Origin of the sequence: Agromyces archimandritae, from assembly GCF_018024495.1 — a bacterium.
GTDB lineage: Bacteria > Actinomycetota > Actinomycetes > Actinomycetales > Microbacteriaceae > Agromyces > Agromyces archimandritae.
The window spans coordinates 681,598-706,769 of the sequence record NZ_CP071696.1; the positions used below are offsets into that span (position 1 = coordinate 681,598).

Below are 25,172 nucleotides of genomic sequence, written 5' to 3' on the forward strand. Positions count from 1 at the left end.
GCGGCTCATCGAGCAACACGCTAGCGCCCGAGGCCGACGTACTCGAAGCCCGCTGACCGCCAGGCTTCGGGGTCGAGCACGTTCCGGCCGTCGATGATCGTGGGGCCCGCGACGAGCTCTCCGACGTGTTCGGGATCGAGTCCGCGGTACTCGGCCCACTCGGTGGTGAGGATCACGAGGTCCGCATCGGAGAGCGCCGCATCGAGGTCCGCCTCGTAGGGCAGCTGCGGATGCCGCACTCGAGCGTTCTCGATGCCCTGCGGGTCTGTCGCCGCGACCAGGGCGCCGAGGCCGTGCAGCCGTGCGGCGATGTCCAGCCCCGGCGAGTCGCGGACGTCGTCGGAGTCGGGCTTGAAGGTGAGGCCGAGCACGACGATGCGCTTCCGGTAGACGGAGCCCCCGAGCACCTGGGTCGCGAGCTCGACGACGCGTTCCCGGCGACGCAGGTTGATCGCGTCCACCTCGCGCAGGAACGCGACCGATTCGGCCCGGCCGAGCTCCTCTGCGCGAGCGCTGAACGCCCGGATGTCCTTCGGCAGGCATCCGCCGCCGAAGCCGATGCCTGCGTTCAGGAATCGCCGACCGATCCGGGCGTCGTGCCCGATCGCATCCGCGAGCTGGGTGACGTCGGCACCGACGACCTCGGCGATCTCGGCCATCGCGTTGATGAAGCTGATCTTCGTCGCCAGGAACGCGTTCGCGGCGGTCTTGACGAGTTCGGCGGTCGCATAGTCGGTCACGAGCCGCGGAATGCCGGTCGCAAGAGGACCTGCATACACCTCGTCGAGCACCTCGACCGCTCGTCCGCCGTCGGGGACGCCGTACACGATGCGGTCCGGTGTCAGCGTGTCGGCGACCGCGAAGCCCTCGCGGAGGAACTCCGGATTCCAGGCGACTTCAGCCCCGCTCCCCGCGGCACGGATGCGCTCTGCGATCGATGCGGCCGTGCCGACGGGGACCGTGCTCTTCCCGACGACGACCGCGTCATCCGGAATGACCGGGACGAGGGAGGCGACAGCGGCATCGACGAAGCGCAGATCGGCGGCATCGGAGTCGGCCATCTGCGGCGTGCCCACCGCGAGGAAATGCACCCGGGCATCGCCCGCATCGGCGATCTCGGTCGTGAACCTCAGCCGCCCCGAAGCCACGCCCTCGCGCAACAGCTCGGGCAGGCCCGGCTCGAAGAACGGCGCCTCCCCCCGCGAGAGCCGCTCGACCTTCAGCGGATCGGTGTCCACGCCGATGACGTCATGGCCGAGCTTCGCCATCGCCGCGGCGTGCACCGCACCGAGATATCCGCATCCGATCACCGAAATCTTCATGTCACTCCTGCTCCACCCCGAGCCGTTCTCGAGCCGAATCCATTGTCGCCCACCGCTTCGGCCGGCCGCCCCGGGAAGCGCCTCGCTCCAGTCGAACTGGTGCCCCAATTCGCGGGGTCGCTCTCACAACACGCTGGGAGGCAACTCAACAAGCCCGACGAACGGGGGGCATATGGTGGAGCGTCATGTCAGCTGCCGATTCATCGCACCCGGATCGCGGATCGTTTCGCGCGCGGTTCCGCAGGGCCGCGGGGCCGACGCTCGTCATCAACGTCGCCGCGTTGCTCGCCGCCGTCACCGCGGCCGTCGCCGGCCCCAGCGCGCCGGGCACCACCGCCGCGGTCGTCGCGATCGCCGTGCTCGCCTGGGTCGAAGCCCGACGCGGCGGCAAACTCGCCCGCCTGCTCGCCTCGCACGTCCTCGCACGCGCCCTGCTGATCACGAGCGCCGTCGCGCTCGCGGCGGTCGGAGGGAGCTCCCTGCTCGTGCCGGCGGTGATGCTCGGCATCTCCACGCTGCTCGAACCCGTGCTGAAGCGCATCCTGGCCGGGGCGGTGCCGTATGCGGCGCAGCTGCCCGGCATCCGCACCCGGAATCACGAGCTCGCCTCGCCGGCCGGCGTCGCCGTCGGCAACATGGGCGGGCTCGCCGTCCTCTTCGTCACCGACCTGCTCGCGATCCGCTCCGACGCGGTCTCGTGGAGCGTCGCGATCCTCGCGGTCGCCTCGATGCTCTTCGCCGTCGTCCTCGCGGTCGACGGCGTGCAGCGCATCCGCGCCCGTCGCGTCGCCGACCGCACCGTGAACGACGCCATGCGCGCCTACGCCCCGGCCTTCGCCGTGCACTGGGATGCGGGGCCCGGCACCGGCTACCAGCTGGCGATGTGGCTGCCCTACCTCGAGCGCATCGGCGAGCCGTTCGTCATCATCCTCCGCAACCAGGCGACCTTCGACGAGACCGTCGGCCTCACCGACCGGCCCGTGCTGCTCCGCAAGACCCACGCCGACCTCGACGACATGATCGTGCCCACGCTGCGAGCCGCGTTCTACGTCAACAACGCCGTCCGCAACGCCCAGTTCGTGCGCTTCGCCGAACTCTGGCACGTGCAGCTGAACCACGGCGAGAGCGACAAGGCCCCGAGCTACAACCCGGTGCTGCGCGCCTACGACCGCAACTTCGTCGCCGGGCAGGCCGCAGTGGATCGCTTCGCCGCGCACGGCCTGGCGACCGCGCCCGAATACTTCGAGATCATCGGCCGGCCCCAACTCGAGCACGTGCGTCAGGCCGACGGGCCGCTGCCCGCCGTGCCCACCGTGCTGTACGCGCCGACGTGGGCCGGATTCAACGCCGACTCCGCCTACAGCTCGCTCGGCGTCGGGCCCGAACTCGTCACCCAGCTCGTCGAACGCGGCTGCCGGGTGCTGTTCCGGCCGCACCCCTACACCGACCGCTCCCCCGAGCTCGCGGCCGCCGCGGACACCGTGCGGGCGCTGCTCGAAGCCGACGAGGCGAAGACCGGCATCGGGCACGAGTTCGGCGAACGCGTCGCCTCCGAGCTCACCATCGCCGAGTGCTTCAACCTCGCCGATGCGCTCGTCTCCGACGTGTCGAGCGTCGTGCCCGACTTCCTGTTCTCGGGCAAGCCCTTCGCGATCTCGACGATGCTCGCCCCCGCCGAGGAGTTCATCGACGGGTACGCGATCGCCGCCGCCGGGTATGTGTTCGAGCCGACGCCGGAGAGCATCCGCGCCGCCCTCGACGACATGCTCGGCGTCGACACGAAACAGGCCGCCCGAGCCGTGGCCAAGGAGTACTACCTCGGCGGCGAATCGCCCGAATCCGTCTCGGCGCGCTTCATCGAGGCCGCCCGCGAGGTGATCGCGATGCCGAAGCCGCCCGCGATCGAAGCCGCTCGCGAAGCCGACCACGCGAGCGCACGGGGAGAAGGACGATGAACGCCCCGCACGCCGGATCCACGGCGACCGATCTGCTGCGGAAGGCGAAGCGGCGCCTCGTGCCCGCACCCGCCGGCGGTGCGACCGGCGGCCAGGGTGTCGCGGGCGTTCGCGGCGCCGACAACCTCACCCTCACCGGCAAAGCCGAACTGCACTGCGAGGCACCGGTGTCCTTCCACCGGCCCGTCACGTTCAAGAAGCGCACCCGCATCGGCGCGTTCACCTACCTGAACGACGGGTTCATCGACCACCTGGCATCCATCGGCCGTTACTGCGCGATCGGGCAGGAACTGCGCATCGGCGAACCGAACCATCCGATCGACTGGCTGAGCATCGCCAACTTCCAGTACAACGGCAACGAATTCGGCTGGCATCCGGCCGCCGACGCCTACGAGCCGACGTCCCCGCGCATCCGCGGCACGCACTTCGCCGGCGGCGCCGCGCGCATCGGCAACGACGTGTGGATCGGGGCGCGCGTCACCATCCTCCGCGACGTCGAGATCGGCGACGGGGCGATCGTCGCCGCCGGCGCCGTCGTCGTCAAAGACGTGCCGCCGTACGCGATCGTCGGCGGCGTGCCCGCCCGCGTGCTGCGCTACCGCTTCGACGAGGAGACGATCGCAGCGCTCCGCGAACTCGAATGGTGGCGCTTCAGCCCGAACGACCTGGCCGGCGTGCCGTTCCACGAACCCGCCGCCGCGATCGAGGAGATCCGATCGCGCGTGGATGCCGGGCGCATCGCGCCGTACGAGCCCGAGGAGACGGTGCTCACCCGGCGGTCGCTCGGCGGCTGAACGTCTCCCGACCGGGCGCCGACTCTCCTAGGATTGAGGCCGTGCGGCGACCGACGACAGACGATCTGGAACGCGCGAACGAACTCGCCGCGCAGTTGCGCCTCCGCGCGACGGGCCTCGCCCTTCCCGAGACCGTCATCCACGCCGCCTCGCTCGCCGCGGTCCTCGTCGCCGTCTTCTCCCCCGTCGCCGGAACCCTGACGGTCGTCGCCGTCGCTGCGGTCATGCTCCTCGTCGGCGCCGGTGCCCGCCGCTTCCAGCGGCCGCGCCTCGACAACGGTCTCCGGGTCGCTCGCATTCTGCTCTCGGCCGCGCTCGCCGTCGCGGCTCCGGCAGCCGCGGCCCCGGCAGCGCTGCTCGCGCTCGTCGCGCTCGGCGAGTTGCCCCTCGCCCGTGCCGAGATCGTCGCGCGCCCCGCGATGGCGAACGTCGCCGGGGTGCGGCACCGCCGCTCCCTGCCCGGCGGCGGCGTGCTGGCGATCACGACCGCCTGCATCGGCGTAGCCGGCGCCCTGCTGCTGCTCGACGCGCGCGCCGGATGGATCTGGATCCCGGCGGGCGTCGCGGCACTCGTCACCGCCCTCAAGGCCTTCGGCGACCTCGTGCGGATCCGGGATCGGCACCGGCAGGACGCCCGGGTCGGCGGCATCCTCGCCGAGCTGGCCCCTCGGTTCGCGGTCTATTGGGACGGCGAGCCCGGCACCGCCTACCAGCTCGCGATGTGGACCCCGAACCTCGACGCGCTCCGCCGCCCCTACGTCGTGATCGTCCGGGATCCCGACATGCTCGACGAGGCCGCAGCCGCCACTCGAAGCCCCGTTTTCGTTCGCATCCGCCACTCCGATCTCGACGAGATGGTCGTGCCCGGCATGACGAGCGCGTTCTACGTGAACAACGCGCTCAGCAACGCGAACTTCGTGCGCTTCCCGGGCATCTGGCATCTCCAGCTGAACCACGGCGACAGCGGCAAGGCCCCCAGCTTCAACCCGTCGATGCGCATGTACGATCGCGACTTCGTCGCCGGACCCGCGGCGATCGAGCGGTTCGCCGAGCACGGCATCGACACCCGGCCCGGTTTCTTCGAGATCGTCGGCCGCCCCCAGACGGCCGCTGTGTCGACGACGCCGCGGAGACCGGACGGGGCCGTCGAGCGCGTGCTGTACGCCCCGACCTGGGCGGGCTTCAACGCGGACACGGCGCACAGTTCGCTCATCGCCGGCCCCGACATCGTGCGCGAGCTCATCCGTCGCGAGCAGACCGTGTGGTTCCGGCCGCACCCGAACACGCGGCTGAACGACGAGCTCGAACGTTCGGCCGGCGAGGTGCGGCGCATCCTCCGCGAGGATCGCGACGCGAACGGGCGCCAGCATGTCTTCGACGACCCGCCCGCGCACACCCTGTTCGAGATGTTCGACGCGAGCGACGCCCTGATCACGGACGTGTCGAGCGTGCTCTCGGACTACCTCGCGACGGGCAAACCGTACGCGATCTCCTCGATGCTGCAGCCGGCCGAGCTCTTCTCCGAGCTCTCTCCGGTCGCGCAGGGCGGGTACGTGTTCACCCCCGACGCGCGTTCGATCACCGCCGCGGTGGATGCGCTCCTCGGGCCGGACCCGGCGCGGGCGGCCCGCGAGGGTCTGCGCGCCGAGGTCCTCGGCACCGCGGTCGCACCGGACCCGGCGGCGGCCTTCGCCGAGGCCGCGCTCCGCTACGTCGACGCTGCGAAGGGCGCGGCGGGGACGAGGTGATGAGGCGGGCTACTCGTCGCGACCGAGGGCGATGAGCTCTTGCGCGGCCGGCAGGATGTCGGGGGCGAGGGTGGCCGCGAAGGTCTCGGTCATGTGATTCTGATCGAAGTACGCGATGACGCCGCCGATGATCGATCTGCAGACTCCGTCCGCACAGAAGCGGTGCGTGAGATCGAGGACCTCCACGTCCGGCGAGCCGAGTTCCTCGACGGCATCCGCCATGGGATCGACGGGGATGGAAGCCATGGTGCTCTCGCAGGCGTCGAGCGCATCGTCGGCCGCGGCGACGCAATCGGGCACGGTCGTCACCTGCGGCACGGGCGTGTCGCGCATCACGAGCACCGGGGTGTCGCTCGCGGCCCACTGCGCGAGCACGTCCCGGTAGGGCGTGCGAGCCGCGGATTGCGTCTCTTCGTAGCTCATCCCGGCCAAGGGCATCGAAGTGCGGTTGGAGGTGACGATGAGGTCGTAGCCCCCGGCCGCGATCTCGTCGATCGCCCGGGCGTTCCACTCGCCGCAGTTCTCGCGTTGCTCCGCCGTCGGCATCCCGATCGGCACCTCCACCGTGTAGCACACGCTGATGAGGTATGTCGTGATCGACCAGTTCTCCTCATCGGCGAGTTGCTGCAGCGCCGGGAGCCAGTGACCGGCATGCGAGTTGCCGACGAGGGCGACCCTGGTCGCTTCGGGGTCGTCGCTGCCGTAGTGGCAGGTCTTCCAGCCGCTCAGGTCGCCGAGCACCCAGCAATCGTCCTCGTAGGCGGCGGGCTTGTCGCCGGCGGCGAAGACGGGGCTCGTGTACAGCTCGTCGCCGGCCGGTTCGCATCCGGCGTCGCGCATGGCGGCGGCACCGAAGCAGTCGAGTTCGGCGTCGAGCCCCTGCTGGATCTGCGCCGCGGTCCGTCGTTCCTCGGCCGCGGCGACTCCGGCGAGCGAGAGCCCGGATGCGGCGACCACCGCCATGATCGCGACCATGGCGATATAGGAACGCCGCAGCGGGGTACCGAGGGGCTTCCGGCCCCGGAACCGGTCCTCGATCCAGCGCTTCGTGGCGAGCGAGAGCAGCACGACGACCGCGATGGCGATGGCTTTGTCGAACCAGTTCATCTCGCGACCGAGTGCGTACGGCACGAGCACCACGGCCGGCCAATGCCACAGGTACACGCTGTACGAGATGTCGCCGAGGGTCTGGACGCCGCGCAGGCGGGCGATCGGCGCGGGCGAACGCCGGCCGGCGGGGTCGGAGGCCGCGATGACCATGAGGGTGCCGGCCACCGGGGCGAGCGCGATCCACCCCGGGAACGGCATGGCCGGCGTGATGAGGACGGCAGAGGCCAGGATGACGAGGAAGCCCGCCCAGGCGAGGAGCGCGGCCGCCCCTGGCCGTGCCCGCATGCGCTCGGCCAGCCACGGGGCGGCGAAGGCGAGCAGACCCCCGGCACCGAGTTCCCAGGCCCGCGTCCATGTGACGAAATACGACGCCGCGGGGTCGACGACGACGCCGACGACCGAAGCGAGCAGCGAGGCTCCGACGACGAGCGACAGGACGATGCCGATCGCCCGTCGCGGGCGGGCGCGCACGAGCATCCACACGAGGAAGAACAGCACGGGCCAGACGAGGTAGAACTGCTCCTCGATGGAGAGCGACCAGTAGTGCTGGACGGGCGTCGGCGGTGCATCCGCGGCGAGATAGTCGACGGACTGCCCGGCGAGGAACCAGTTCTCGATGTACAGCCCCGCGAAGACGGACTGCAGCCCGGTGCTCTGCCAGAGCGTCGTGGGCGCGAAGATGGCGGTGCCGAGCAGGGTGATGAGGAGAACCGTGCCCGCGGCCGGCAGCAGGCGCCGGATGCGCCGGCCCCAGAACTCGGTCAGCCCCCGGCCGGTCGTCGGCGGCTTGGAGAGCAGGTGCGAGGTGATGAGGAAGCCGGAGATGACGAAGAAGACGTCGACCCCCACGAAGCCGCCGCCGAGCCGAGCCGGCCAGAAGTGGTAGACGACGACCAGGGCGACGGCAAGTGCCCGGAGCGCTTGGATGTCGACGCGCGCGGGGCGCGCCGCAGGAACCACGGGCTTCTGCACGGCGGGCGCGGACAATGCGGTCATCGGCGGCAGACACTACCATCGGGGCATCCGAGCCGGCAATGAAGCCGGACCGGCGCGCCGTGTAGCATCGAACGACCCCCATCCGCGTCCCAGGAGCCCCATGTCCACGAGATTCAGTCTCGTTTCGGCGGTTTATAACGTCGCGCGCTATCTTCCGGAATTCTTCGCCTCACTCGAGCAGCAGAGCTACGGCTTCGAGGGCATCGAGGTCGTCCTCGTCGACGACGGGTCGACCGACGACTCGCTCGCCCTCGCCGAGGCGTTCGCCGCCCGTCATGCGAACGTCCGCGTGCTCTCGCAGGAGAACGCCGGTCAGGGTGCGGCTCGGAACGCCGGGATCGCGGTCGCCACCGGAGAGTGGGTCACGTTCGTCGATCCCGATGACGTGCTCGACGAGGTGTACTTCGCCGAGGTCGCCGCGCTCATGGACGCTCCTGCGGCCCAGGAGGCCGAGGTCTTCGGCGCGCACACCATCATGTGGGACGAAGCGAACGATCGCCGCACCGACACCCATCCGAACGCCTTCCGCTTCAGCAACGGCAACGCGGTCGTCGACCTCGAGCGGCATCCGAATTTCGTGCACGGACAGGCTCCGCTCACCTTCTTCCGCACCGAGATCATCCGCCGCGAGGGCCTCGCCTTCGACGACCGGCTGCGGACGCGGTTCGAGGACGGGAAGTTCGTCGCCGAATACCTGCTCGCGCTCGATCGCCCCGTGCTCGGTCTCGTCGCCGAGGCTCGTTACTACTATCGGCGCCGAGCCGACGGCAGTTCGAGCGTGCAGAACGCCCGCGGCGACGACCGGACCTACCGCACGGTCGCCGTGCACGGGTACCTTCCGCTCGTCGAGCGTGCGCAGGCTCGCTTCGATGCGGTGCCGAAGTGGCTGCAGACCCTGATCGTCTACGACGTGCTCTGGCTCATGCACGTCGACGCCCGCGACCACGTCGCCACTCAGACCGTGGATCCCGCCGTCCTCGCCCGCTTCGTCGACGACCTCCGTTCGGTCGTCGAGTCGTTCACGACCGAACAGGTCGTGCGCTTCGATCTCATGAAGTTCCCCTTCTGGTTGCGGTTCGCGCTCGCGTTCGGCGTCGCCGATCACGATGCGACGGGCCCGGTGACGGCGGACATCGTCGATCCCGACCGGGGCCTCCTGCGACTCCGCTACCTCTACAGCGGCCGCCGGCCCGAGGAGCACCTGCGGCACGCCGGCCACGACATCGTGGCCCACCACACCAAGACCGTCGTGCGGACGATCTTCGGGCAGGATGTCGTCAAGGAGCGCATCCTCTGGGTCACGGCGGATGCCGGCGTCCAGCTCGACCTCGACGGCAAACCGCAGCCGATCACCGACGACGGACTCTCCGGCCCCGAGTACCGCGTGACGGGCCGCATCCTGGACGAGATCCACGAGAAGCGTGTCGAGGCGACCCCGCCGAAGTTCCGCGTGCGCGAACGCTCCATGTACCGGGTGCTGCGTTCGGCGGCCGGTCGAACGCTGCGCTGGATGCGCAACGCCATGCGCAAGTCGACGCTCGCCGACCTCGCCGTCGCGATCGAGCTGCGCTTCCCGTGGCACCGCGCCCGGTACTACGACGCCTGGGCGCTCATGGACCGGGAATGGGACGCGAACGACAGCGCCGAGGAGCTCTACCGGTGGCTGCGCGCGAACCGACCCGAGCTGAAGCTCTGGTTCGTGCTCAGCAAGGACTCCCCCGACTGGGCGCGCCTGAAGGCCGACGGCTTCAAGCTCGTCGCCTACGGCAGCCGCAGCTGGCGCATCCTCGTGCTGATGGCCGCAGAGCTCATCTCGAGCCACGTCGACGCGCCGATCATCAACCCGTTCCGCAAGCGTTACGGGCGCGAGCGCTGGCGCTTCACCTTCCTGCAGCACGGCGTCATCAAGGGCGACCTGTCCGAGTGGCTGAACCAGAAGGACATCCAGACCTTCGTCACCTCGACGCAGGACGAGTACGACTACATCGCCGGCGAAGGGCCGTTTAAGTTCTCGACCCGCGAGGTGCGCCTGACCGGGCTGCCCCGCTTCGACGCCCTGCTTCGCAAGGCCGACGCCTACCCGGAGAAGCCGCGCTACATCCTCATCGCCCCGACCTGGCGGAAGTCCCTCTCGCAGACCCTCGCGGTGCGCACGCAGCGATACGAGAAGTCGAGCGGGTTCATGGAGAGCGAGTTCGCGCAGACCTGGCAGCGGATCGTGAAATCGCCCGAGCTGCGCGCCGTCGCAGACGAACGGGACCTGCGGATCGTGTTCATGCCGCACCCGAACCTGCAGATGTACCTCGACGAGTTCGAGGTGCCCGACGACGTCCTCATCGTGCGCTACGGCGTCGATGACGTGCAGGAGATCGTCGCGGGCTCGGCCGTCATGCTCACCGACTATTCGTCGATCGCGTTCAATATGGCCTACCTGCAGCGCCCCGTCGTCTATTTCCAGTTCGACCGGGACCGCTATTGGCTCGAGCACACGGAGCGCCAGGGCTACTTCGACTACGAGACGCACGGCTTCGGCCCGGTCGAGACCGATCCGGATGAAGCGGTGCGTCGCCTCGGCGAGGTCATCGACGGCGAACACCCCGAGTACCTCGAGCGGGCCCGGCGCACCTTCCCGGTGCGCGACGGCCGCAACTCCGAGCGCGTCTACCGCGCCATCGTGAACGCCGGGCGCCGCGTCCCGCCGGCGAAAGCCGGCAAGGCGGCCGCGCCCGACCACTGGTGACCGGGCGGAACCGGATCAGGAACGGGCGTTGACCGCGCGGGCGATGCGCGAGCGAACGCGGAGCGCGAGCGAACGCTTCGGCGCCGTGACGACGGGTTGCGACGCTTCCTCGGTGAGTCCCCAGTACGGGCTGCGGTCGACGGTGCTCGCGTCGGGCTTGTAGAAGGGTGCGACGAGGGAGAGGTGCGGGCGCTCCCAGGCGATGTCGCGACGGACGGTCTTGGCCGGATTGCCGGCGGCGATCGCATTGTTCGCCACGTTCTTCGTGACGATGCTGCCGAACCCGATGACGCTGCCCGATCCGATCGTCACCCCGCCGAGCACGGTCGAGTTGTAGGCGAGCCAGACGTGCTCGCCGATCGTGATGTCCTTCGAGCGGTTCGCCCGCTTGCCCGAGCGCACATCGAAGATCGGGTGCCCGTCGTCGGCGCGCAACTGCACGCCGGTGGCGATCATGGTGTCGCGGCCGATGCTGACCGTCGTGCCCTCGGTGGCCGAGATGCCGCAGGTGGCCGTCGTCGAGACGTTGTCGCCGATGAGGACCCGGGAATCCTGACCGATCCGGATCGTCGCGGCGAACTTCGGCACGCCGTGGTTGCGACCGAGTTCGACGATGCCGTCGCTGCAGTTGAATTGGGCGACGAAGCGGCCGAGCCGTGCCTCGCGTGCGACGCGCAGCAGATTGTTCCCGCCGGTGAAGACGATCTTCACGTTCTCGATCTCGGGTCCGTCGTATTCGATGCGGTTTCCGCGCTCGTCGTCGTACGCGCGCAGCACGTTGAGTTCGGGCATGCCCGACACACTACCCCCGTTCGGGGGTCATCGACCTGCCCGGTACCGCTCAGCCTCGCGGATGGATGCCGATCCGCACCGGGATATGCGGGTTCGGGTCGGCGGCGATGGCCGCCCGTCCGCCGTGGGGCAACGGCACCGCGAGTTCGCCGGCGTTCAGCCAGTCGAGCTCGGCCCGCCCGAGGGTCTCATCTCGTTCGAAGCCGCCGAGGCTCACGCGCGCGACGATCTCGTGGCTCGCTTCGGTCGCCGGGTCGAGCTCGAACACGACCTCGAAGCCCCCTGCGTGGCGGTTCGCATGCACGTCGACCGGCGCGATGCGGGCGCCGTCGGAGCGGTGCAGCTCGATGACCGGGGCGCCGGCGGCATCCGCCGGCGTACCGCGGAACCAGGCGCGACCGGCGATCGTGACGCGCACCCGCTCGCCCGCCTCGATCCCGCCGCCCTCCAGCGCGTGGCCGACGCGCACCGCCTCCGGCAGGGTCGTCTGTGCTTCGACCGGCAACCCGTCGTCGAATCGGTAACGGAGGCCCCCGGCATCCGCACCCGTGAAGAAGACCTCGGGATGCCGGGGCATGCCCGCCGCCCGCAGCTCCTGCACCCGCTCGCGACGGTCGTCGGCGAGGAGGGCGAGGAGGCTCTTCCGTTCGGCGACGACGGCGTCGAGGGCGCCCGCAGGCGCCGACCCGAGCAACGAACGGGCGGCCTCGCGGAGGATCCCCCAGTATTCGTCCGATGCGATCGCGTCGTTGTCGAGGTACCAGTGGAAATGGGTCGAGAAGAGCGTCCGGTACCAGGCGCGGACGACGGACGGCGGCGCGTCGGCCTCCGCGAGGGCGTCACGCGTGAGCTCCCAGGCGAGGACCCGGTCGCGGAGGTCGCGGAGGTCTTCGGGGCGCTGACTGATGGAGGAGCGGTCGTCGCGCGCGCGGTAGTCGTAGACGATGTCGGGGACGACCGCGATGCGGTTCGCGGCCTGCATGACGAGCGCGATGAGGGGCTGATCCTCGTAGATGGCACCGCGGCGGAAGTGCAGGCCGAGGCCCTGCCAGAACGCGCGACGGTACACCTTGCCGGGCGGGTAGTTGTTGCGGAGGAGTTCGGGGAACTGCTCGAGGCGGCCGGTGCGCGGCACCCGGTGCAGCTCGCCGACCCAGTCGGCGACCCAGACGGCCGTGCTGCTGAAACGGCGGAAGGCACCGACGGCGACGTCGGCGTCGGCCTCCCGGGCCGCACCGACGAGCAGCTCGAGGGCTCGGGGCGGCAGCACGTCGTCGGAGTCGAGGAACGCGAGGTATTCACCCCGCGCGTGCGCGATGCCGAGTTCGCGGGCCGGCCCGGGGCCGGCGTTCTCCTGCCGGAACCGGCGGATGCGCGCATCGGCGAACGCCTTCCGTGCGGCGACTCGGCGCGAGCCGTCGGTCGAGCCGTCGTCGACGAGGATGATCTCGAGATCGCGGAGCGTCTGACCCGTCACCGAATCGATCGTCGACCCGAGGTACGCCTCGACGTTGTAGACGGGCACGATGACGCTGACGAGCGGATGCCGCGGCCCGCCCGGTGCGAACGCGCGGCGGACGGCAGCGCCGAGAACGCGGCGCACGCGGCGGAGAACTCGGGTGGCGGCGCTCATCCCCGACAGCCTAACCGCCGCCCGTCACTCCACGGGCGGATCCTCACGGGCGAACGCATCGCGCATGCGCCGGTAGGCACGCTTGAAGACCCGCCGGAATCCGACCCGCTGCTGCAGCCGATACAGCAGGGGCGCCGGGCCGTGCGCGCGTTCGAGGCTGAGGGGCAGGGAGCGGGTGATCTCGCGCATGGGCCGGCCGCGCAGGTACGAAATGAACGCCGGCACGGTGAGCACGGGGGCGAACTCGCGCTCCCGGCTGCCGAGCTCCACAGCATCCCGCAACGGAGCCACGAACCGCAGGTAATCGGGATCTTCCGGGGCCTCGCGGAAGTATTCGAATCCGAACGCGAAAGAGTCGCGGCGGAGCCGGTCGCGGTCGAGCAGCCCGGCACGTTCGAGGTCGACGGCGAATTCGGGGAGCATCCGTTCGAAGGCGGCGAGCAGCTCCCGGTCGCAGTCGCGTTCGGGCGTGACGGGCACCACGCGATCGCCCTCCCGGCGGTAGCCCTCGACGCTGCCGTGCGGGAGGTTCGCGAACAGCGCCTCGATGACGAGCAGCGAGTGCGTCTCCGAGGTGAAGTTGTGCCGAATGGATGCGCCGCGCGAGGGGTAGATGCTGCGCGCGTAATAGAACGGCGTCGGCACGGGATGCCCGGCCGCGGCCCCGAGGAGGCGGGCGAGGCAGTCCTGGGTGTAGCCGCGCCCCCAGTATTCGACGAAGGCGGTGTCGCCGCCCATGTCGAGCTCGGAGCGCAGGTAGTCGACGACGAGCTCCCGGTCGGCGGCTGCGACGCGTTCGAGATGCTCCCGGTAGGCGGCCGAGGCGCGCAGGGCCTCGACGATCTCCCCCGCGGTGCGGCCGTCGAACTCGGCGCCGTCGAAGCGGGCGAACTCGGGGAACATCCCGAGCAGCTCCTCGCGGCTCGCGCGGGCCGCCCCGAGCAGCCCCTCCCAGCTGCGCACGCCGCCGAAACTGCCATGCGGGGCGAAGGTGTCCTCGTCGATCCCGTCAACCTGCGAGGCGAGCCGCCAGGCCTTCCGAGACCCGTACAGGTACCCGGTGTCGAGCGCGAGACCCCGTTCGCGGATGATCGCATCGGCGACGCGGCGCATGTGGTACCCGTCGCGGGAGATGAACACGAGCGTGCGGTATCCACGACGTACGGCATCCGCGAGCACCCACGAGACGTAGGGCACCAGGTACGGTGCGGCGATGCGGTACGCGAACAGCTCCGCATCCGAGAGCCCGCCGCTCACCCGCCGCTCGCGCATGAGCCCGGCAAGCAGGTATCCGTCGTAGCTGTCGAGACCGTCGACGAGCGCCTGCTCGTACTCGTCGAAGGCAGGCGTCTCGGTGCGGACGGTGCGGATCGACAGCGACGCCGGCATCCGCTCGTCGGCATGCGCGCTGTCGCCCGTGTGCACCCACCCGGCGAAGTCGTAGTGCAGATCGGTGAACACGCGCAGGAACAGACGCTTCGTGGTCTTCTGCACGAGCTGCTCGCTCGACAGGTACAGCGGGATGTCGGCCAGGCGCGGGTCGGCGTGTGCGAGCAGGCGCTCGACGAAGGGCTTCGGCAGGTACATGTCGCTGACGAAGACGACGGTCTCGCCGGCATCCCGAAGCTCCGCGATGCGCTCGATGATCTCGGCGTCGCCGAAGCTGTCGGCTTCCTCGAGCTCGAGCTCCCAGCGCTTCAGCAGGCCGAGCTGCTCCTCGCTCAGGTTGAAGAGTTCGCGGATGCGCTCGTAGATGTCGTCGAACTGGATCTCGAACTCCTGGCTCGCGGCGAGCTCCGGGGACTTCCGCCGGTATTCGCGCACGGCCCGTTCGGCGTGCCGGCGGATCGTGACGAAGCGCGCCTCGAGCTCGCCGGGGAACGCGACGTCGGAGAGCTGCATGCGCTGCCGGACGCCGTGGAAGATCGACTCGGGCACGACCCCGCGCCGATGGATGACCGTGTCGAACACATCGAAGGAGTACAGCGTCGGCAGTTCGATGTCGAGCGGCCGGTAGGCGAGGGCGTGCTCGACGATGCGCTCGCAGGAGCCTTCGTCGGAGTAGGCCCAGAACATGTCCATGAGCCGCGCATGATCGGCGTCGTCGATGCGGTTGTCGCCGGTCTCGATCGCATCGAGCAACGCGTCGAAGTCACCCGCCCACGTCCCTGCGGTCAGCGATTCGTAGTCGAGGCCGGGTTCGAGGGCGTCGGGGTCGCCCCAGTCGAACGGGTAGCGGATCACCTTGCGGACGCCGGCATCCAGCAGGTCGTAGAAGATCGATGAATAGTCGACGATCGCCGTGTCGATATCGGGCATGATCTCGGCGAAATCGTCGGCGTTGTCCCAGAACACGAGCCGCGGATGCCCCTCGTAGCGGTTCCGGATCGCCTGATAGCTGCGGTCGACGGCGAGCTGGGGGTGCAGTTTCAGAATGAGCATCGCGTCGGCGCGTTCGAGCGCATCGATGAGCCGCGGGATGTCGGGCAGCGCGCGGGTGACGAACGTCTCGTTCCGCCGAAGCCGGTAAGTCGGTGCCCACACGAGCAGCCGAGTGCTCGCACCGAGCCCGTTGCGGCCGCGCAGGTCATGATCGTAGGACGAGAAGGGTTCGTGGCTGTTCTGCGGATACCCGGCACGGATCGCCTGTTCCGGTTCGAAGCCGATCTGGACCCGGAAGTGATCCTCCATCGCCGGTGAGGTCACCAGGAAGAGCTGATCTCGTCGGTATTCGAGATTGTTGCGAACGTATTTCTCCACGACCTTCGACAGCAGGAAACCGGCGGTCATGCCGCGTTCGACTTTTTTCACGCCGACGCCGTGCCAGAGGTTCAGCAGCGTCGCGCCGCGGAGTTCGACCGGAATGCGCTCCTTGACCTGATTCACGACCCAGACGCCGGCCCGGCGCTGCAACGCCTTGGATCCGGCGCCGCCGAACGTCATCGCGCTGAAGCCGAGCTCCCGTACGGCCCGTGCCGCGGATTCCGTGTACGCGAGCCAGTGCGCTTCGATGTCAGGGCGATGCTTCACGACATGGAGGAACAGCCATTTCGGGTTCCCGTCGAACGCCGCCCCCGCGGTGAACAGCCAGACCTGTCGATCCCGCCCCGCGTCCGTCATATGTCCCCTTCCCCTCGGCGCTCCCGCTCGCCGCATTCCCAGCGCCCGGCCTGCGGAGCCGATCGCGTCGCTTTTCACAGTGTTCGGAGCAGTTGGTGCAGCTCTTCGCCGTTCCGCTCGAAGTCGAACGCCCACGGCGACTGATAGGCGTCGACCGACCACCCGCCTTTCGGATGCGGGATGTCGGGACGGCTCCAGAAGTAGTGCGTGTCCCACTCGCCGAACGCGCTGATGAGATGCTCATTGCGCGCCGTATACGCCTCGTGGTTCAGCACGATGAGCGTCTCGAGATGCTCCGCATAGGCGAGGTTGAACGATGCCGAGCCGCCCGGCCCGGCGACGATGCGTGCTCGTGCGAAGACGCGCGCCTGCTCGGCGATCGGATGCTCGTCCGGTACGAACACCGTGAATCCGTGGTCGGCGAAGACCCGCTCGACCTCGTCGAGATTGCGGCAGGTTCGCCCGTCGAAGGGCGGGCGGCGTGAGATGAAGACCCTCTCCGGGCCATCCGCATCCGCCGGTACGAGGCCGTCGCGGAGCCTCGACCAGGTCTCCCCGATCCGGGGATGCACATACGGGGGCGGATGCATCTGGAACATCGAGGCGGCGCTCACGAAGGCCTCGACACCGACCCGCTCGTCGACCCAGACGATGTCGTCCGAGGCGATGCCGTAGGCGTTCAGGATCGCCTCTTCGAAGACATGGCCCTTCGCCTCGCGGATCTGCACGAGCGCTTTCAGCTCGGGGAAGCGCGCCTTGGCGGCATCCCAGCCCCAGAGCTTCGATACCGACTGCTGCATGAAATGCCCGAAATGCGACGGCCATCCCCCGCTCAGGTCGTAGTAGATGCCGGGCAGCCGTTCGGCGACCGGTTCGAAGCGTTCCGGGATCCGGTAGTGCCGGCCGTGCAGACGCGGTGCGATCGGCGAATCGAGGTTCGAGCGGGGGAAGCGGAACGACGGAGGGAGGATCGTATTCTCGTGGACGAGCAGCATGTGGCTGATCCACCGAAGCTCGCCCTCGTAGAGGCGAAGGCGAAGCTCCGGCGCATCGAACCCCGCCCCGAAGTTCGCCGGAGCCGGCGCGGATGCATGATGGACCACGCCGCCGCGATGCTCGTACCTCTCAGCGGGGATCGTCTGGAGGGTCTCGACGACCAGGCGCGGGGTACGCGAAGGCAGCAGTCGTTCGGCGTCTTCGTCGGTGACGGCGAGGTAGTGCGGTTCGGCCTTCTCGAACACGATCGTGCGAGCGGTCGCCACGACGGATGCCGTGGCCCGCGCGAGTTCGGCCCCCACCGCGCTGTCGGCTTCCCCCGCGCCGTCGACGCGCGCGTCGACGGCGCGGGCCCAGGCCGGACCGTCATACCGCGAGCGCGGTTGCCGGTCTTCGACGACGACGTACCTCCCGCCCGCGCGGACGAAGGGGTACGCCGACGTCCAGAGCGCTGCCTGGACGTCGGGGGCGGATCCGCTCGCATCCACGAAGAGGGCGATCTCGGTCACCGCGCGCAGGGCGAGCTCGAGCCCGGCGGCATCGGCGACGGCCAACGGACCGAATCCGGGCATCTCGGATTCGGCACCGGCCCGCAGCACGAATCCGTGCACGTCGCGGCCGGCGAACTCCCTGCGTCGGCGTTCGACCTCGCCGGCGCTCGCGGCAAGAACGACGATGGCTCCGTCCGGGCCGTTCCCGGCGAAGCCGGCGAGCCGTTCGTCGAGCCTGCGATCCGGCTCGCGCAGACGGGCGGCGAGTGCCTCGGCACCGGCTCGCATCCGCTCGGCCGTCCGACGCGCGACGCGTCCGACGAATCCCATCCCTGCCCCCATCCCCCCAATGAGAAGCCGTTCCGCCAGTGTACGGTCGTCGCGCCGGCCGCGCATCCCTCCCGGTTTCCGCCCGGCGGGGCGGCGGGCGAGGCCCTTCCCCCGGGATACCCTTGATCCCATGATCCCGGGCCGTAGCCGTGCACTCGTCCGCGCGCTCGCGACCTTCGCGTTCTTCACCGCGCTCGGCGGTCAGTTCTGGCGGAATCTGCTCGGCTGGTGGGGCTGGGGCGCGATCGCCGTGCTCACCCTCGTCGCCGCGATCGTCGCGATCGCGGTACTGAAGCCGGGCTGGCATTGGCGGCGCGTGCCGAAGTCGGCGATCGCATTCGTGCTCATCGCGGCGCTCTCGATCGCATGGTCCGCGTATCCGGCGGCGAGCGCCCTCGGCCTCGCGGCGCTGGCCGCCCCGACGCTCGTCGCCGGCTTCATCGGCCTGTGCCTCGCCTGGGACGAGGTGGTGCGCACGCTCTCGGCCGCCCTCAAGTGGCTGCTGGCGCTTTCGCTCGCCTTCGAGCTGTGGGTGTCGGTGTTCGTCCGGCATCCGCTGCTGCCGAACTTCACCGATTACTCGGATCTCGACAAGATCCCGATGGCCTTCTACTGGTCGCGGGATCTGCTGTTCGCCGGCGGCCCGATCGAGGGCATCGTCGCCAGCCGCAACCTGCTCGGCATGTACGCCCTCGTCGCGCTCATCGTCTTCTCGGTGCAGCTGGCCTCGGGTCTCGTGCGCCGGGGGCGCGGCATCGCCTGGGTCGTCGTGGCCGCCGGGGTGCTCGTGCTCACCCGTTCGGCGACGGTGCTGCTCGTGGGCCTCGGCGTGCTGATCGCGCTCGTCTTCGTCGCCTGGGCGCGGCGGGTCGGCCCCGAAGGCCGCCGCCCCGTGTACGTCACGGCCGTCGTCGTCCTTGCCGCGCTCGTGGCCGCGCTCGCGGCGGGCTGGAACCTGCTGCTCGCCTTCTTCGGCAAGAGCGAGGACCTCACGGGCCGCCTCGACATCTGGGCCGGCGTATGGGGCCTCATCGGCGAGCGCCCGTGGTTCGGCTGGGGCTGGGTGGGGTACTGGCCGCCGTGGGTGGAGATGTTCGGCTCGCTCGCCGAGCGCAAGGGGGTCGTCTACCTGCAGGCGCATAACGCCTGGCTCGACGTGTGGATGCAGCTGGGCATCCTCGGCCTCATCGCCTTCTTCTCGCTCGTGCTCGGAACGCTCTGGCGTAGCTGGTTCCTCGCCGTCGACCGGCCCGTCGACGGCCGCGGGGCGGCCCTCCCCTCCTCGGCGATCTCGATGCTGCCGCTGCTCGTCACCGTCGCCCTCGTCGCCCAGAGCCTCGCCGAGAGTCGCATCCTCATCGAGGGCGGCTGGCTGCTGCTCCTCGTGTTCGCGCTCGTGACGAAGCGCCGCCAGTGGAACCCGGAGCCGTTGCCGCGATGAGCCCGCCGCGTTCGACCGCGAAGGCGCTGGCCGACTTCATCGGCTCGGCGCGGATGGCGCAGGCGCTCAGCCTCGCGATCATCGGCACCGGCTTCGGCACGCACCTCATCCGCAGCCTCCTCGGCTGGCCCGGCCTCATCGCGATCATCGCCGGCCTCCTCGTGCTCTCGGCCCTCTCGCTCGTGGCCCGCTGGCGTGCGGTCGAGTGGTACGGCATCCTGCCGATCTCGATCCTCGTCTTCGTCGGGTGGGCGGCGGCATCCGTCATCTGGAGCGATCACAGCCTCTCGACCCTCGTGCGCGTCGGCTACCTGTTCGCCTTCGGCTTCCTGGGCGTCTACATCGCCCTCATGCGCGACACCATCCAGATCGTGCGCGCCTTCGGCGACGTCATGCGGCTGCTGCTCGGGCTCTCGCTCGCCCTGGAGGTGTTCTCGGGCATCCTCATCGACCTGCCGATCGACTTCCTCGGCATCGAAGGGAACATCGCCGCCCTCGGCCCGATCCAGGGCGTGTTCGGCTCGCGCAACTTCCTCGGCTTCGTCGCGCTCATCGCCCTCATCAGCTTCATGATCGAATGGCGCACCCGTTCGGTACAGCGCGGCCGCACCGTGCTGTCGACCGTGCTGGCGGCCGCGGCGATCATCCTCTCGGGCTCGCCGACGACATGGATCGCCTTCGCCGCCGCCGGGCTCGCGACCGCCGCGCTCTACGGCCTCCGCAAGGCCGCCCCGGCGACCCGCTGGAGCTGGCAGCTCGGCATCCTCGCGGCGGCCGTCGTCGCCATCGTGGCCGGCTGGCTGCTGCGGGTGCGCATCATCGGCCTGCTCGACGCACGCGGCGAGTTCGACGTGCGCCTCGACCTCTGGCGCGAGATGAACCGATACCTCGCCCAGAACCCCCTGGAAGGCTGGGGCTGGGTCGGCTTCTGGCCCAAGGCGACCGACCCGTACGTGTGGCTGCAGCTCGGCACCGGCCGCCAGCACGGCTCGGGCCTCAGCGCCTGGGTCGACGTGTACTTCCAGCTCGGCATCATCGGCCTGCTCGCGTTCATCGCGCTCGTCGGGCTCGCCTTCGCGCGTTCCTGGCTGCTGGCCTCGGTGCGTCGCAGCGTCGTCTACGTGTGGCCGGCGCTCATGCTCGTCGTGCTCATCGTGTGGAGCTTCGCCGAGAGCTTCGCGATCGTCGAGGGCGGGTGGATGCTGCTCGTCGTCTGTGCGGTGAAGGCCGCCCGCGACATGAGCTGGCGGGATGCGCTGCGCGAGGGGCGCCCGGCGGGCTGATCGCCGAGCGAATACTCGTTCAGCGGTCGGCGAGTTCGATGTAGAGCGCCGTGTGGGCCTCTGCGCATCGTTGCCATGTGAACCCTTCGACATGGGCGAGGCCGAGTTCTGCGAGCCGATCCGTTCGTTCGATGGCGGCGCGGATGCCGGCGGCGATGGCCTCGACGTCGTACGGATCGAACAGCACGGCAGCGTCACCGCAGACCTCTGGGATAGAACCGGCATTCGATGCGGCGACTGGGCATCCTGAAGCCATCGCCTCGAGCGGGGGAAGCCCGAATCCTTCGTAAAGACTCGGATACGCAAGGACTGCGGCGCGGCGATAGAGCTCGCGGAGTTCGGCATCGGGTACGAGCCCACGCCTCTCCACCCAATCGGGAAGCTCCCCGAGCGCACCAAGCGCGCCGCCTGTCAGCACAAGACGAAAGCCCGGTCGCCACCGGCGCACGAGCTCCACAGCCTCGATCAATCGCCGATGGTTCTTATGCGGCCATCCGCGAGCGGGGTATAGGGCGAATTCCTGTCGCGGCGCGCGGCTCGGCACGAAACGTTCGCGGTCGACTCCGAGCGGGATCACCCGAACACGGTCAGCTTCGATGCCGATCCGCTCGACGATCGTGCGTTTGGCGAACTCGCTGATCGTGATGACGAGCTCGGCTCGGCGTGCAGCACGATGGTAATACCGTTCGCGGTAGGCGAAGTCCGCGCGGGTGAACAGTTCCGGCAAGTCGAGGTGCTGCACATCATGCAGGGTGGTCACGAACGGCAAGCGGGCCGGCGGCGTGGGGACCATGGCGGTGAACGGGTAGTGCACGACGTCGGCTTCCGACATCAGCCTGCGGATGCCCCGCGCCCTGACCTCGGCGGCCGCGAGCGCTCCGATTCGAGCCACGGTGGAGTCGCCGATCCGCACGCCGCAGACGATCCGCTCCGTGGTTGCAGGCAGCGCGCCTTCCGCACCGCTCGGCAGGATGGAGGTCACGTCGACGATGCCGGCTTCCGCCAGTTCCCGCGTGAGATTCGCCGCGTAGGTCTCGGTTCCGCCCATGCCGCCGGGAACGAGATTCAGGGCGGGCATCGAGACGCGCACGCGCCGGCCCGCGCGATGCGCGACATTCATATGCCCACGATTCTATGACAGCATGGATGCGCTCCACCGGTCGGCCCGCGAAAGGTACCCGTGACCCTCGACATCATGATGCCGTTCTACGGCCGAATCGATCATCTCAAGCTCGCCGTCGAGAGCGTCCTCCACCAGAGCGAACCCGACTGGCGACTCGTAGTCGTCGACGATGTCTACCCGGATCTCGCAGCGGGCCGTTGGGTGCAGGCGATCGCCGACCCTCGCGTCACCTACGTTCGCAATACGGAGAACCTGCGTCCGAGCCGCAATTACCGCAAGTGCGTCGGGCTCGCCGATACCGAGTTCGTCACGATCATGGGCTGCGACGATGTGATGTTGCCAGGGTACGTTGCCCGAGTGCGCGAACTCATCGCCGCACACCCCGAAGCGACGGTGATCCAACCCGGCGTCGAGGTGATCGACGGAGAGGGCACCGTCTACCAGCCGCTCGCGGATCGCGTGAAGCGCTGGTACGCACCGCGCGGCTCCGGCGTGCGAACTCTGACCGGTGAGACGATGGCCCGCAGCCTCATCCGAGGTAATTGGACGTATTTCCCGTCCCTCTGCTGGCGAACCGATGTCCTGCGGCGCAGTCCCTTCCGCCTCGACCTCGATGTCGTCCAGGACCTCGCGATGCTCATCGAGATCGCCGAAGACGGCGGCACGCTCCTCGTCGATGATCGGATCGTCTTCCGATACCGACGCCACGCAGCGAGCGTGTCGGCCGTGACCGGGCCCGACGGGTCGAAGTTCGCGCAAGAGCGCGTCCTGTTCCGCGAGGCCGCAGCGGCGTTCCGCGAGCGCGGCTGGAAGCGCGCTGCGCGCTCCGCCGATCTTCATCTCAGTTCGCGTCTGAACGCTGCGACCGAACTCCCACACGCTCGAACCGCCGCGGGTAGGCGCAGCCTCGCACGGCACGTGTTCGGAAGGAGCGCGGACGGCCACTCCCCGACTCAGGCAGGCTGAGTCGCGATCCAGCGCTGTAGCGCAGACACGCCCGCGACCAGACCCCACTCCGGCCGCCAGTCCAGCCCACGTTCTGTTGGAGCGATGTCGCATGAGGCGAATCGCACGTCACCGTCGCGGTACTGACCGGTGACATGCGGCTCGGGGGCTTCGTGGTACTCGGCGATGGCCTGCGCGAGTTGCATGATGGTCGTCGAAACACCGCTACCCACGTCGAAGCGCACCGCGCCCGATTCTGGAAGGCGCTCTGCCAGAAGGGCGAAGGCGCTCGCGACATCGTCGATATACACGAAGTCCCGAGTAATGTCGCCGTCTTCGTACACAGGAATCGAGCGCCCCTCTGCCGCCCATTGCGAGAAAAGCGAGACGATGCCTGTGTAGGAATTGATGAGGGATTGGCCCGGTCCGTAGACGTTCTGCAGGCGCAGGATGCCGAGCGCACTATCGTGAGCGTCGACCCACGCCGAGAGGACGTTCTCCTGCGCGAGCTTCGTCGCACCGTAGACGCTGGTCGGGGTCGGAGGCGTCGATCCGATCGAGCTGAGGATCGGACGGGCGCCGGGGAAGTCCCATTCACCACGCTCCAACTGCGCATGCGAGCGCTGGCCAGGGACGAAGCGTGTACCGTCCTCGTGCTCCCAGAGTCCCTCACCGTACACGGCTCGACTGCTGGCGAGGAGGAAGCCGACCGGCACGATTCCGGCCCGGCCGAGGCCATCGAGCAGTTCCGTCGTACCGACGACGTTGACCCGTGCGTGCCGACTCGCCTCGTGCAGCGACTGCGCAGTGCCGGTCTCCGCCGCCAGGTGGATCACGAGGTCCGGTCGCAGGCTGCCGAAAAGCGCGTCCCACGCTTGCGGTTCGGTGACATCGCCGACGACGAGCTCGGCATCAGGATGCAAGGTCTCAGGACGCTCGGCGGAGCGATGGACTTGCGGGTGCATGAGGTCGAAGGCCACCCAACGTTCGGCCCGAGACGCGAGCTGCTGGGAGAGCGCGCTCCCGATGAAACCTGCTCCGCCGGTGACGAGGACATTGCCCAGGGTTTTTTCGGTCATCACAGCTTCCCTTCGGTCCGCGTCCCGGCCTTCGGCCTGCGGTTCCTCGCTCGATCGATCCAATAGCGCGCGCCGCGGCCTGGGCCGCGGTTCTTGAGTTCGAGCGCGGGGCGCTCGACGAGGTGCCAGCTCGCGACAGCGCACGCACCGGCGAGCAGCAGCGCACCGAGCACGTACGGCACGTACCCGAGGAGATGCAGCCCGAAATACGCGAGAAGCTGCTGCGCAAGGAATCCGTAGAGGTACAGCCCGTACGAGTAGTCGTTGCGCGCCCCGACGCGTCTCATCGGTTCGGGCAGGCGCACCGCCGCCCACAGCAGTGCGTAGCCGAGTGCCGGAAGCCCGATGATCCCGAACCCTCCGAAGGCGGCGGTGCCGAACACGAGCACCACCGACGCCCAACCCGCTCGATCGTCGATGGGGACCCGTGAGCCATAGACCGCGAGAACGGATCCCCAGAGGAACACGAGCGTGAGGTTCACGAGATAGGGGTCGGCAAAGGGGCCGAGCACCAGCGCGAACGCTTCGAGCGAGACGAGACGAATCACCTGGAGCACGAAGAATACGGCGGTCAGTACCGGCACGATCCAGGGCGCCCGACGAATGAGACCGAACAACACCAGCGCGCCGATGAGCAGATAGCAGAAGAACTCATAGGCGAGCGTCCACAGCGAACCGTTGAACACGCTGTATCCCACCGCCTGGCCGTACGGAGTCGTCTCGACGAAAATGTCGTGGATTCCCCACTGCCCGATTCGAAGATCCCAGTTGCCGAGGAAATACCACAGTGGCCCCCCAGGCCAACGACTCGCATACTCGCCGAGTCCGCGCCCCTCGGCAAACCAGGCGATGGGACCGACGATGACGATGCCGACGAGCAGCACGAGCCAGAAGGCCGGGAAGATGCGCAGGACCCGCCGCCAGAGGTAGGGGACGAACGCCGACGACATACCGCTGCGGGAGATGAGGTAGCCGCTGATCGCGAAGAAGCCGAGGACTGCGAAGCCGCCCAGGTTCTCCTGCCCCTTGCTCCACGAGAACACCGGGTCCTCGCCCCAGCCGCCGAGCGGCACCGCATGCGAGAAGACGACGAGCACCGCGAGCACGAGCCGCAGCAGCCCGAGCGAATTGCCGCGCCCCCGCATCGCCTCGGCGATCGTGGGCCTCGGTGCGGTCTCGGCGCCGCCAGACATAGCAGGCCTCCAGCTCGCGGACAGGGAACAGCGGTGAGTGCCCGCGGACGGTGTCGCAGACCACCCGAGTATAGCCCGGCC

The 25,172-nt window shown here is 69.2% G+C and carries 16 protein-coding genes; 7 read left to right on the plus strand and 9 right to left on the minus strand.

Annotated features, from left to right (window positions below; all coding sequences use genetic code 11):
- Window positions 1–20: 20 nt before the first annotated feature.
- A complete protein-coding gene (locus tag G127AT_RS03225; RefSeq protein ID WP_210899727.1) occupies window positions 21–1,322 on the minus strand; it encodes a UDP-glucose dehydrogenase family protein in 1,302 nt (433 codons plus the stop codon).
- 185 nt (window positions 1,323–1,507) lie between these two features.
- Between G127AT_RS03225 and G127AT_RS03230 the strand changes: the two genes are divergently transcribed.
- Genes G127AT_RS03230 through G127AT_RS03240 form a run of 3 tightly spaced genes read left to right on the plus strand, consistent with a single transcriptional unit; the run spans window position 1,508 to window position 5,819 of the window.
- On the plus strand, window positions 1,508–3,277 hold the full coding sequence (locus G127AT_RS03230) for a CDP-glycerol glycerophosphotransferase family protein (RefSeq protein WP_210899730.1): 1,770 nt from the start codon (window positions 1,508–1,510) through the stop codon (window positions 3,275–3,277).
- Window positions 3,274–4,071 (plus strand): CatB-related O-acetyltransferase, encoded by a 798-nt coding sequence (locus G127AT_RS16225; RefSeq protein ID WP_210899733.1) that lies wholly within the window; start codon window positions 3,274–3,276, stop codon window positions 4,069–4,071. The genes G127AT_RS03230 and G127AT_RS16225 overlap by 4 nt, the downstream gene beginning before the upstream one ends.
- 41 nt (window positions 4,072–4,112) lie before the next feature.
- Window positions 4,113–5,819: a CDP-glycerol glycerophosphotransferase family protein gene (locus G127AT_RS03240; protein ID WP_210899736.1), complete on the plus strand. Its 1,707-nt coding sequence runs from the start codon at window positions 4,113–4,115 to the stop codon at window positions 5,817–5,819.
- A 9-nt stretch (window positions 5,820–5,828) separates the two neighbouring features.
- On the opposite strand, the gene G127AT_RS03245 is transcribed toward G127AT_RS03240, so the two are convergent.
- On the minus strand, window positions 5,829–7,925 hold the full coding sequence (locus G127AT_RS03245; protein ID WP_210899739.1) for an acyltransferase family protein: 2,097 nt from the start codon (window positions 7,923–7,925) through the stop codon (window positions 5,829–5,831).
- A gap of 100 nt (window positions 7,926–8,025) precedes the next feature.
- Here G127AT_RS03245 and G127AT_RS03250 point away from each other — a divergent pair, with 100 nt between their 5' ends.
- A complete protein-coding gene (locus G127AT_RS03250) occupies window positions 8,026–10,665 on the plus strand; it encodes a bifunctional glycosyltransferase/CDP-glycerol:glycerophosphate glycerophosphotransferase (RefSeq protein ID WP_210899742.1) in 2,640 nt (879 codons plus the stop codon).
- Window positions 10,666–10,680: 15 nt separating this feature from the next.
- Here G127AT_RS03250 and G127AT_RS03255 read toward each other — a convergent pair whose 3' ends face one another.
- The 4 genes from G127AT_RS03255 to G127AT_RS03270 all read right to left on the minus strand — a co-directional run bounded on the left by G127AT_RS03255 (window position 10,681) and on the right by G127AT_RS03270 (window position 18,027).
- Window positions 10,681–11,457, minus strand: a complete 777-nt coding sequence (locus G127AT_RS03255) for an acyltransferase (protein ID WP_244857710.1) — start codon at window positions 11,455–11,457, stop codon at window positions 10,681–10,683.
- A 49-nt stretch (window positions 11,458–11,506) separates the two neighbouring features.
- On the minus strand, window positions 11,507–13,090 hold the full coding sequence (locus G127AT_RS03260) for a glycosyltransferase family 2 protein (protein WP_210899745.1): 1,584 nt from the start codon (window positions 13,088–13,090) through the stop codon (window positions 11,507–11,509).
- A 24-nt stretch (window positions 13,091–13,114) separates the two neighbouring features.
- Window positions 13,115–16,210, minus strand: a complete 3,096-nt coding sequence (locus tag G127AT_RS03265) for a CDP-glycerol glycerophosphotransferase family protein (protein ID WP_210899748.1) — start codon at window positions 16,208–16,210, stop codon at window positions 13,115–13,117.
- Window positions 16,211–16,284: 74 nt separating this feature from the next.
- Window positions 16,285–18,027: a glycosyltransferase family 61 protein gene (locus tag G127AT_RS03270; protein WP_210899751.1), complete on the minus strand. Its 1,743-nt coding sequence runs from the start codon at window positions 18,025–18,027 to the stop codon at window positions 16,285–16,287.
- Between the two features lie 130 nt (window positions 18,028–18,157).
- Here G127AT_RS03270 and G127AT_RS03275 point away from each other — a divergent pair, with 130 nt between their 5' ends.
- Both G127AT_RS03275 and G127AT_RS03280 read left to right on the plus strand, forming a co-directional pair.
- Window positions 18,158–19,468 carry an O-antigen ligase family protein gene (locus G127AT_RS03275; protein ID WP_210899754.1) on the plus strand — a complete coding sequence of 437 codons (1,311 nt, stop codon included), beginning with the start codon at window positions 18,158–18,160 and terminating at the stop codon, window positions 19,466–19,468.
- A complete protein-coding gene (locus G127AT_RS03280; protein ID WP_210899756.1) occupies window positions 19,465–20,751 on the plus strand; it encodes an O-antigen ligase family protein in 1,287 nt (428 codons plus the stop codon). Before G127AT_RS03275 ends, G127AT_RS03280 begins: the two co-directional genes overlap by 4 nt.
- A 19-nt stretch (window positions 20,752–20,770) precedes the next feature.
- Here the strand turns inward: G127AT_RS03280 and G127AT_RS03285 are convergent, their stop codons facing one another.
- Window positions 20,771–21,871 carry a glycosyltransferase family 4 protein gene (locus tag G127AT_RS03285; RefSeq protein ID WP_210899759.1) on the minus strand — a complete coding sequence of 367 codons (1,101 nt, stop codon included), beginning with the start codon at window positions 21,869–21,871 and terminating at the stop codon, window positions 20,771–20,773.
- Window positions 21,872–21,931: 60 nt separating this feature from the next.
- Between G127AT_RS03285 and G127AT_RS03290 the strand changes: the two genes are divergently transcribed.
- Window positions 21,932–22,840 carry a glycosyltransferase family 2 protein gene (locus G127AT_RS03290; protein ID WP_210899762.1) on the plus strand — a complete coding sequence of 303 codons (909 nt, stop codon included), beginning with the start codon at window positions 21,932–21,934 and terminating at the stop codon, window positions 22,838–22,840.
- On the opposite strand, the gene G127AT_RS03295 is transcribed toward G127AT_RS03290, so the two are convergent.
- Complete coding sequence (locus G127AT_RS03295; RefSeq protein ID WP_210899765.1) at window positions 22,828–23,898, minus strand: NAD-dependent epimerase/dehydratase family protein; 1,071 nt, start codon at window positions 23,896–23,898, stop codon at window positions 22,828–22,830. The genes G127AT_RS03290 and G127AT_RS03295 overlap by 13 nt on opposite strands.
- Complete coding sequence (locus G127AT_RS03300; RefSeq protein WP_210899768.1) at window positions 23,898–25,091, minus strand: acyltransferase family protein; 1,194 nt, start codon at window positions 25,089–25,091, stop codon at window positions 23,898–23,900. The genes G127AT_RS03295 and G127AT_RS03300 overlap by 1 nt, the downstream gene beginning before the upstream one ends.
- Between the last annotated feature and the right edge of the window lie 81 nt (window positions 25,092–25,172).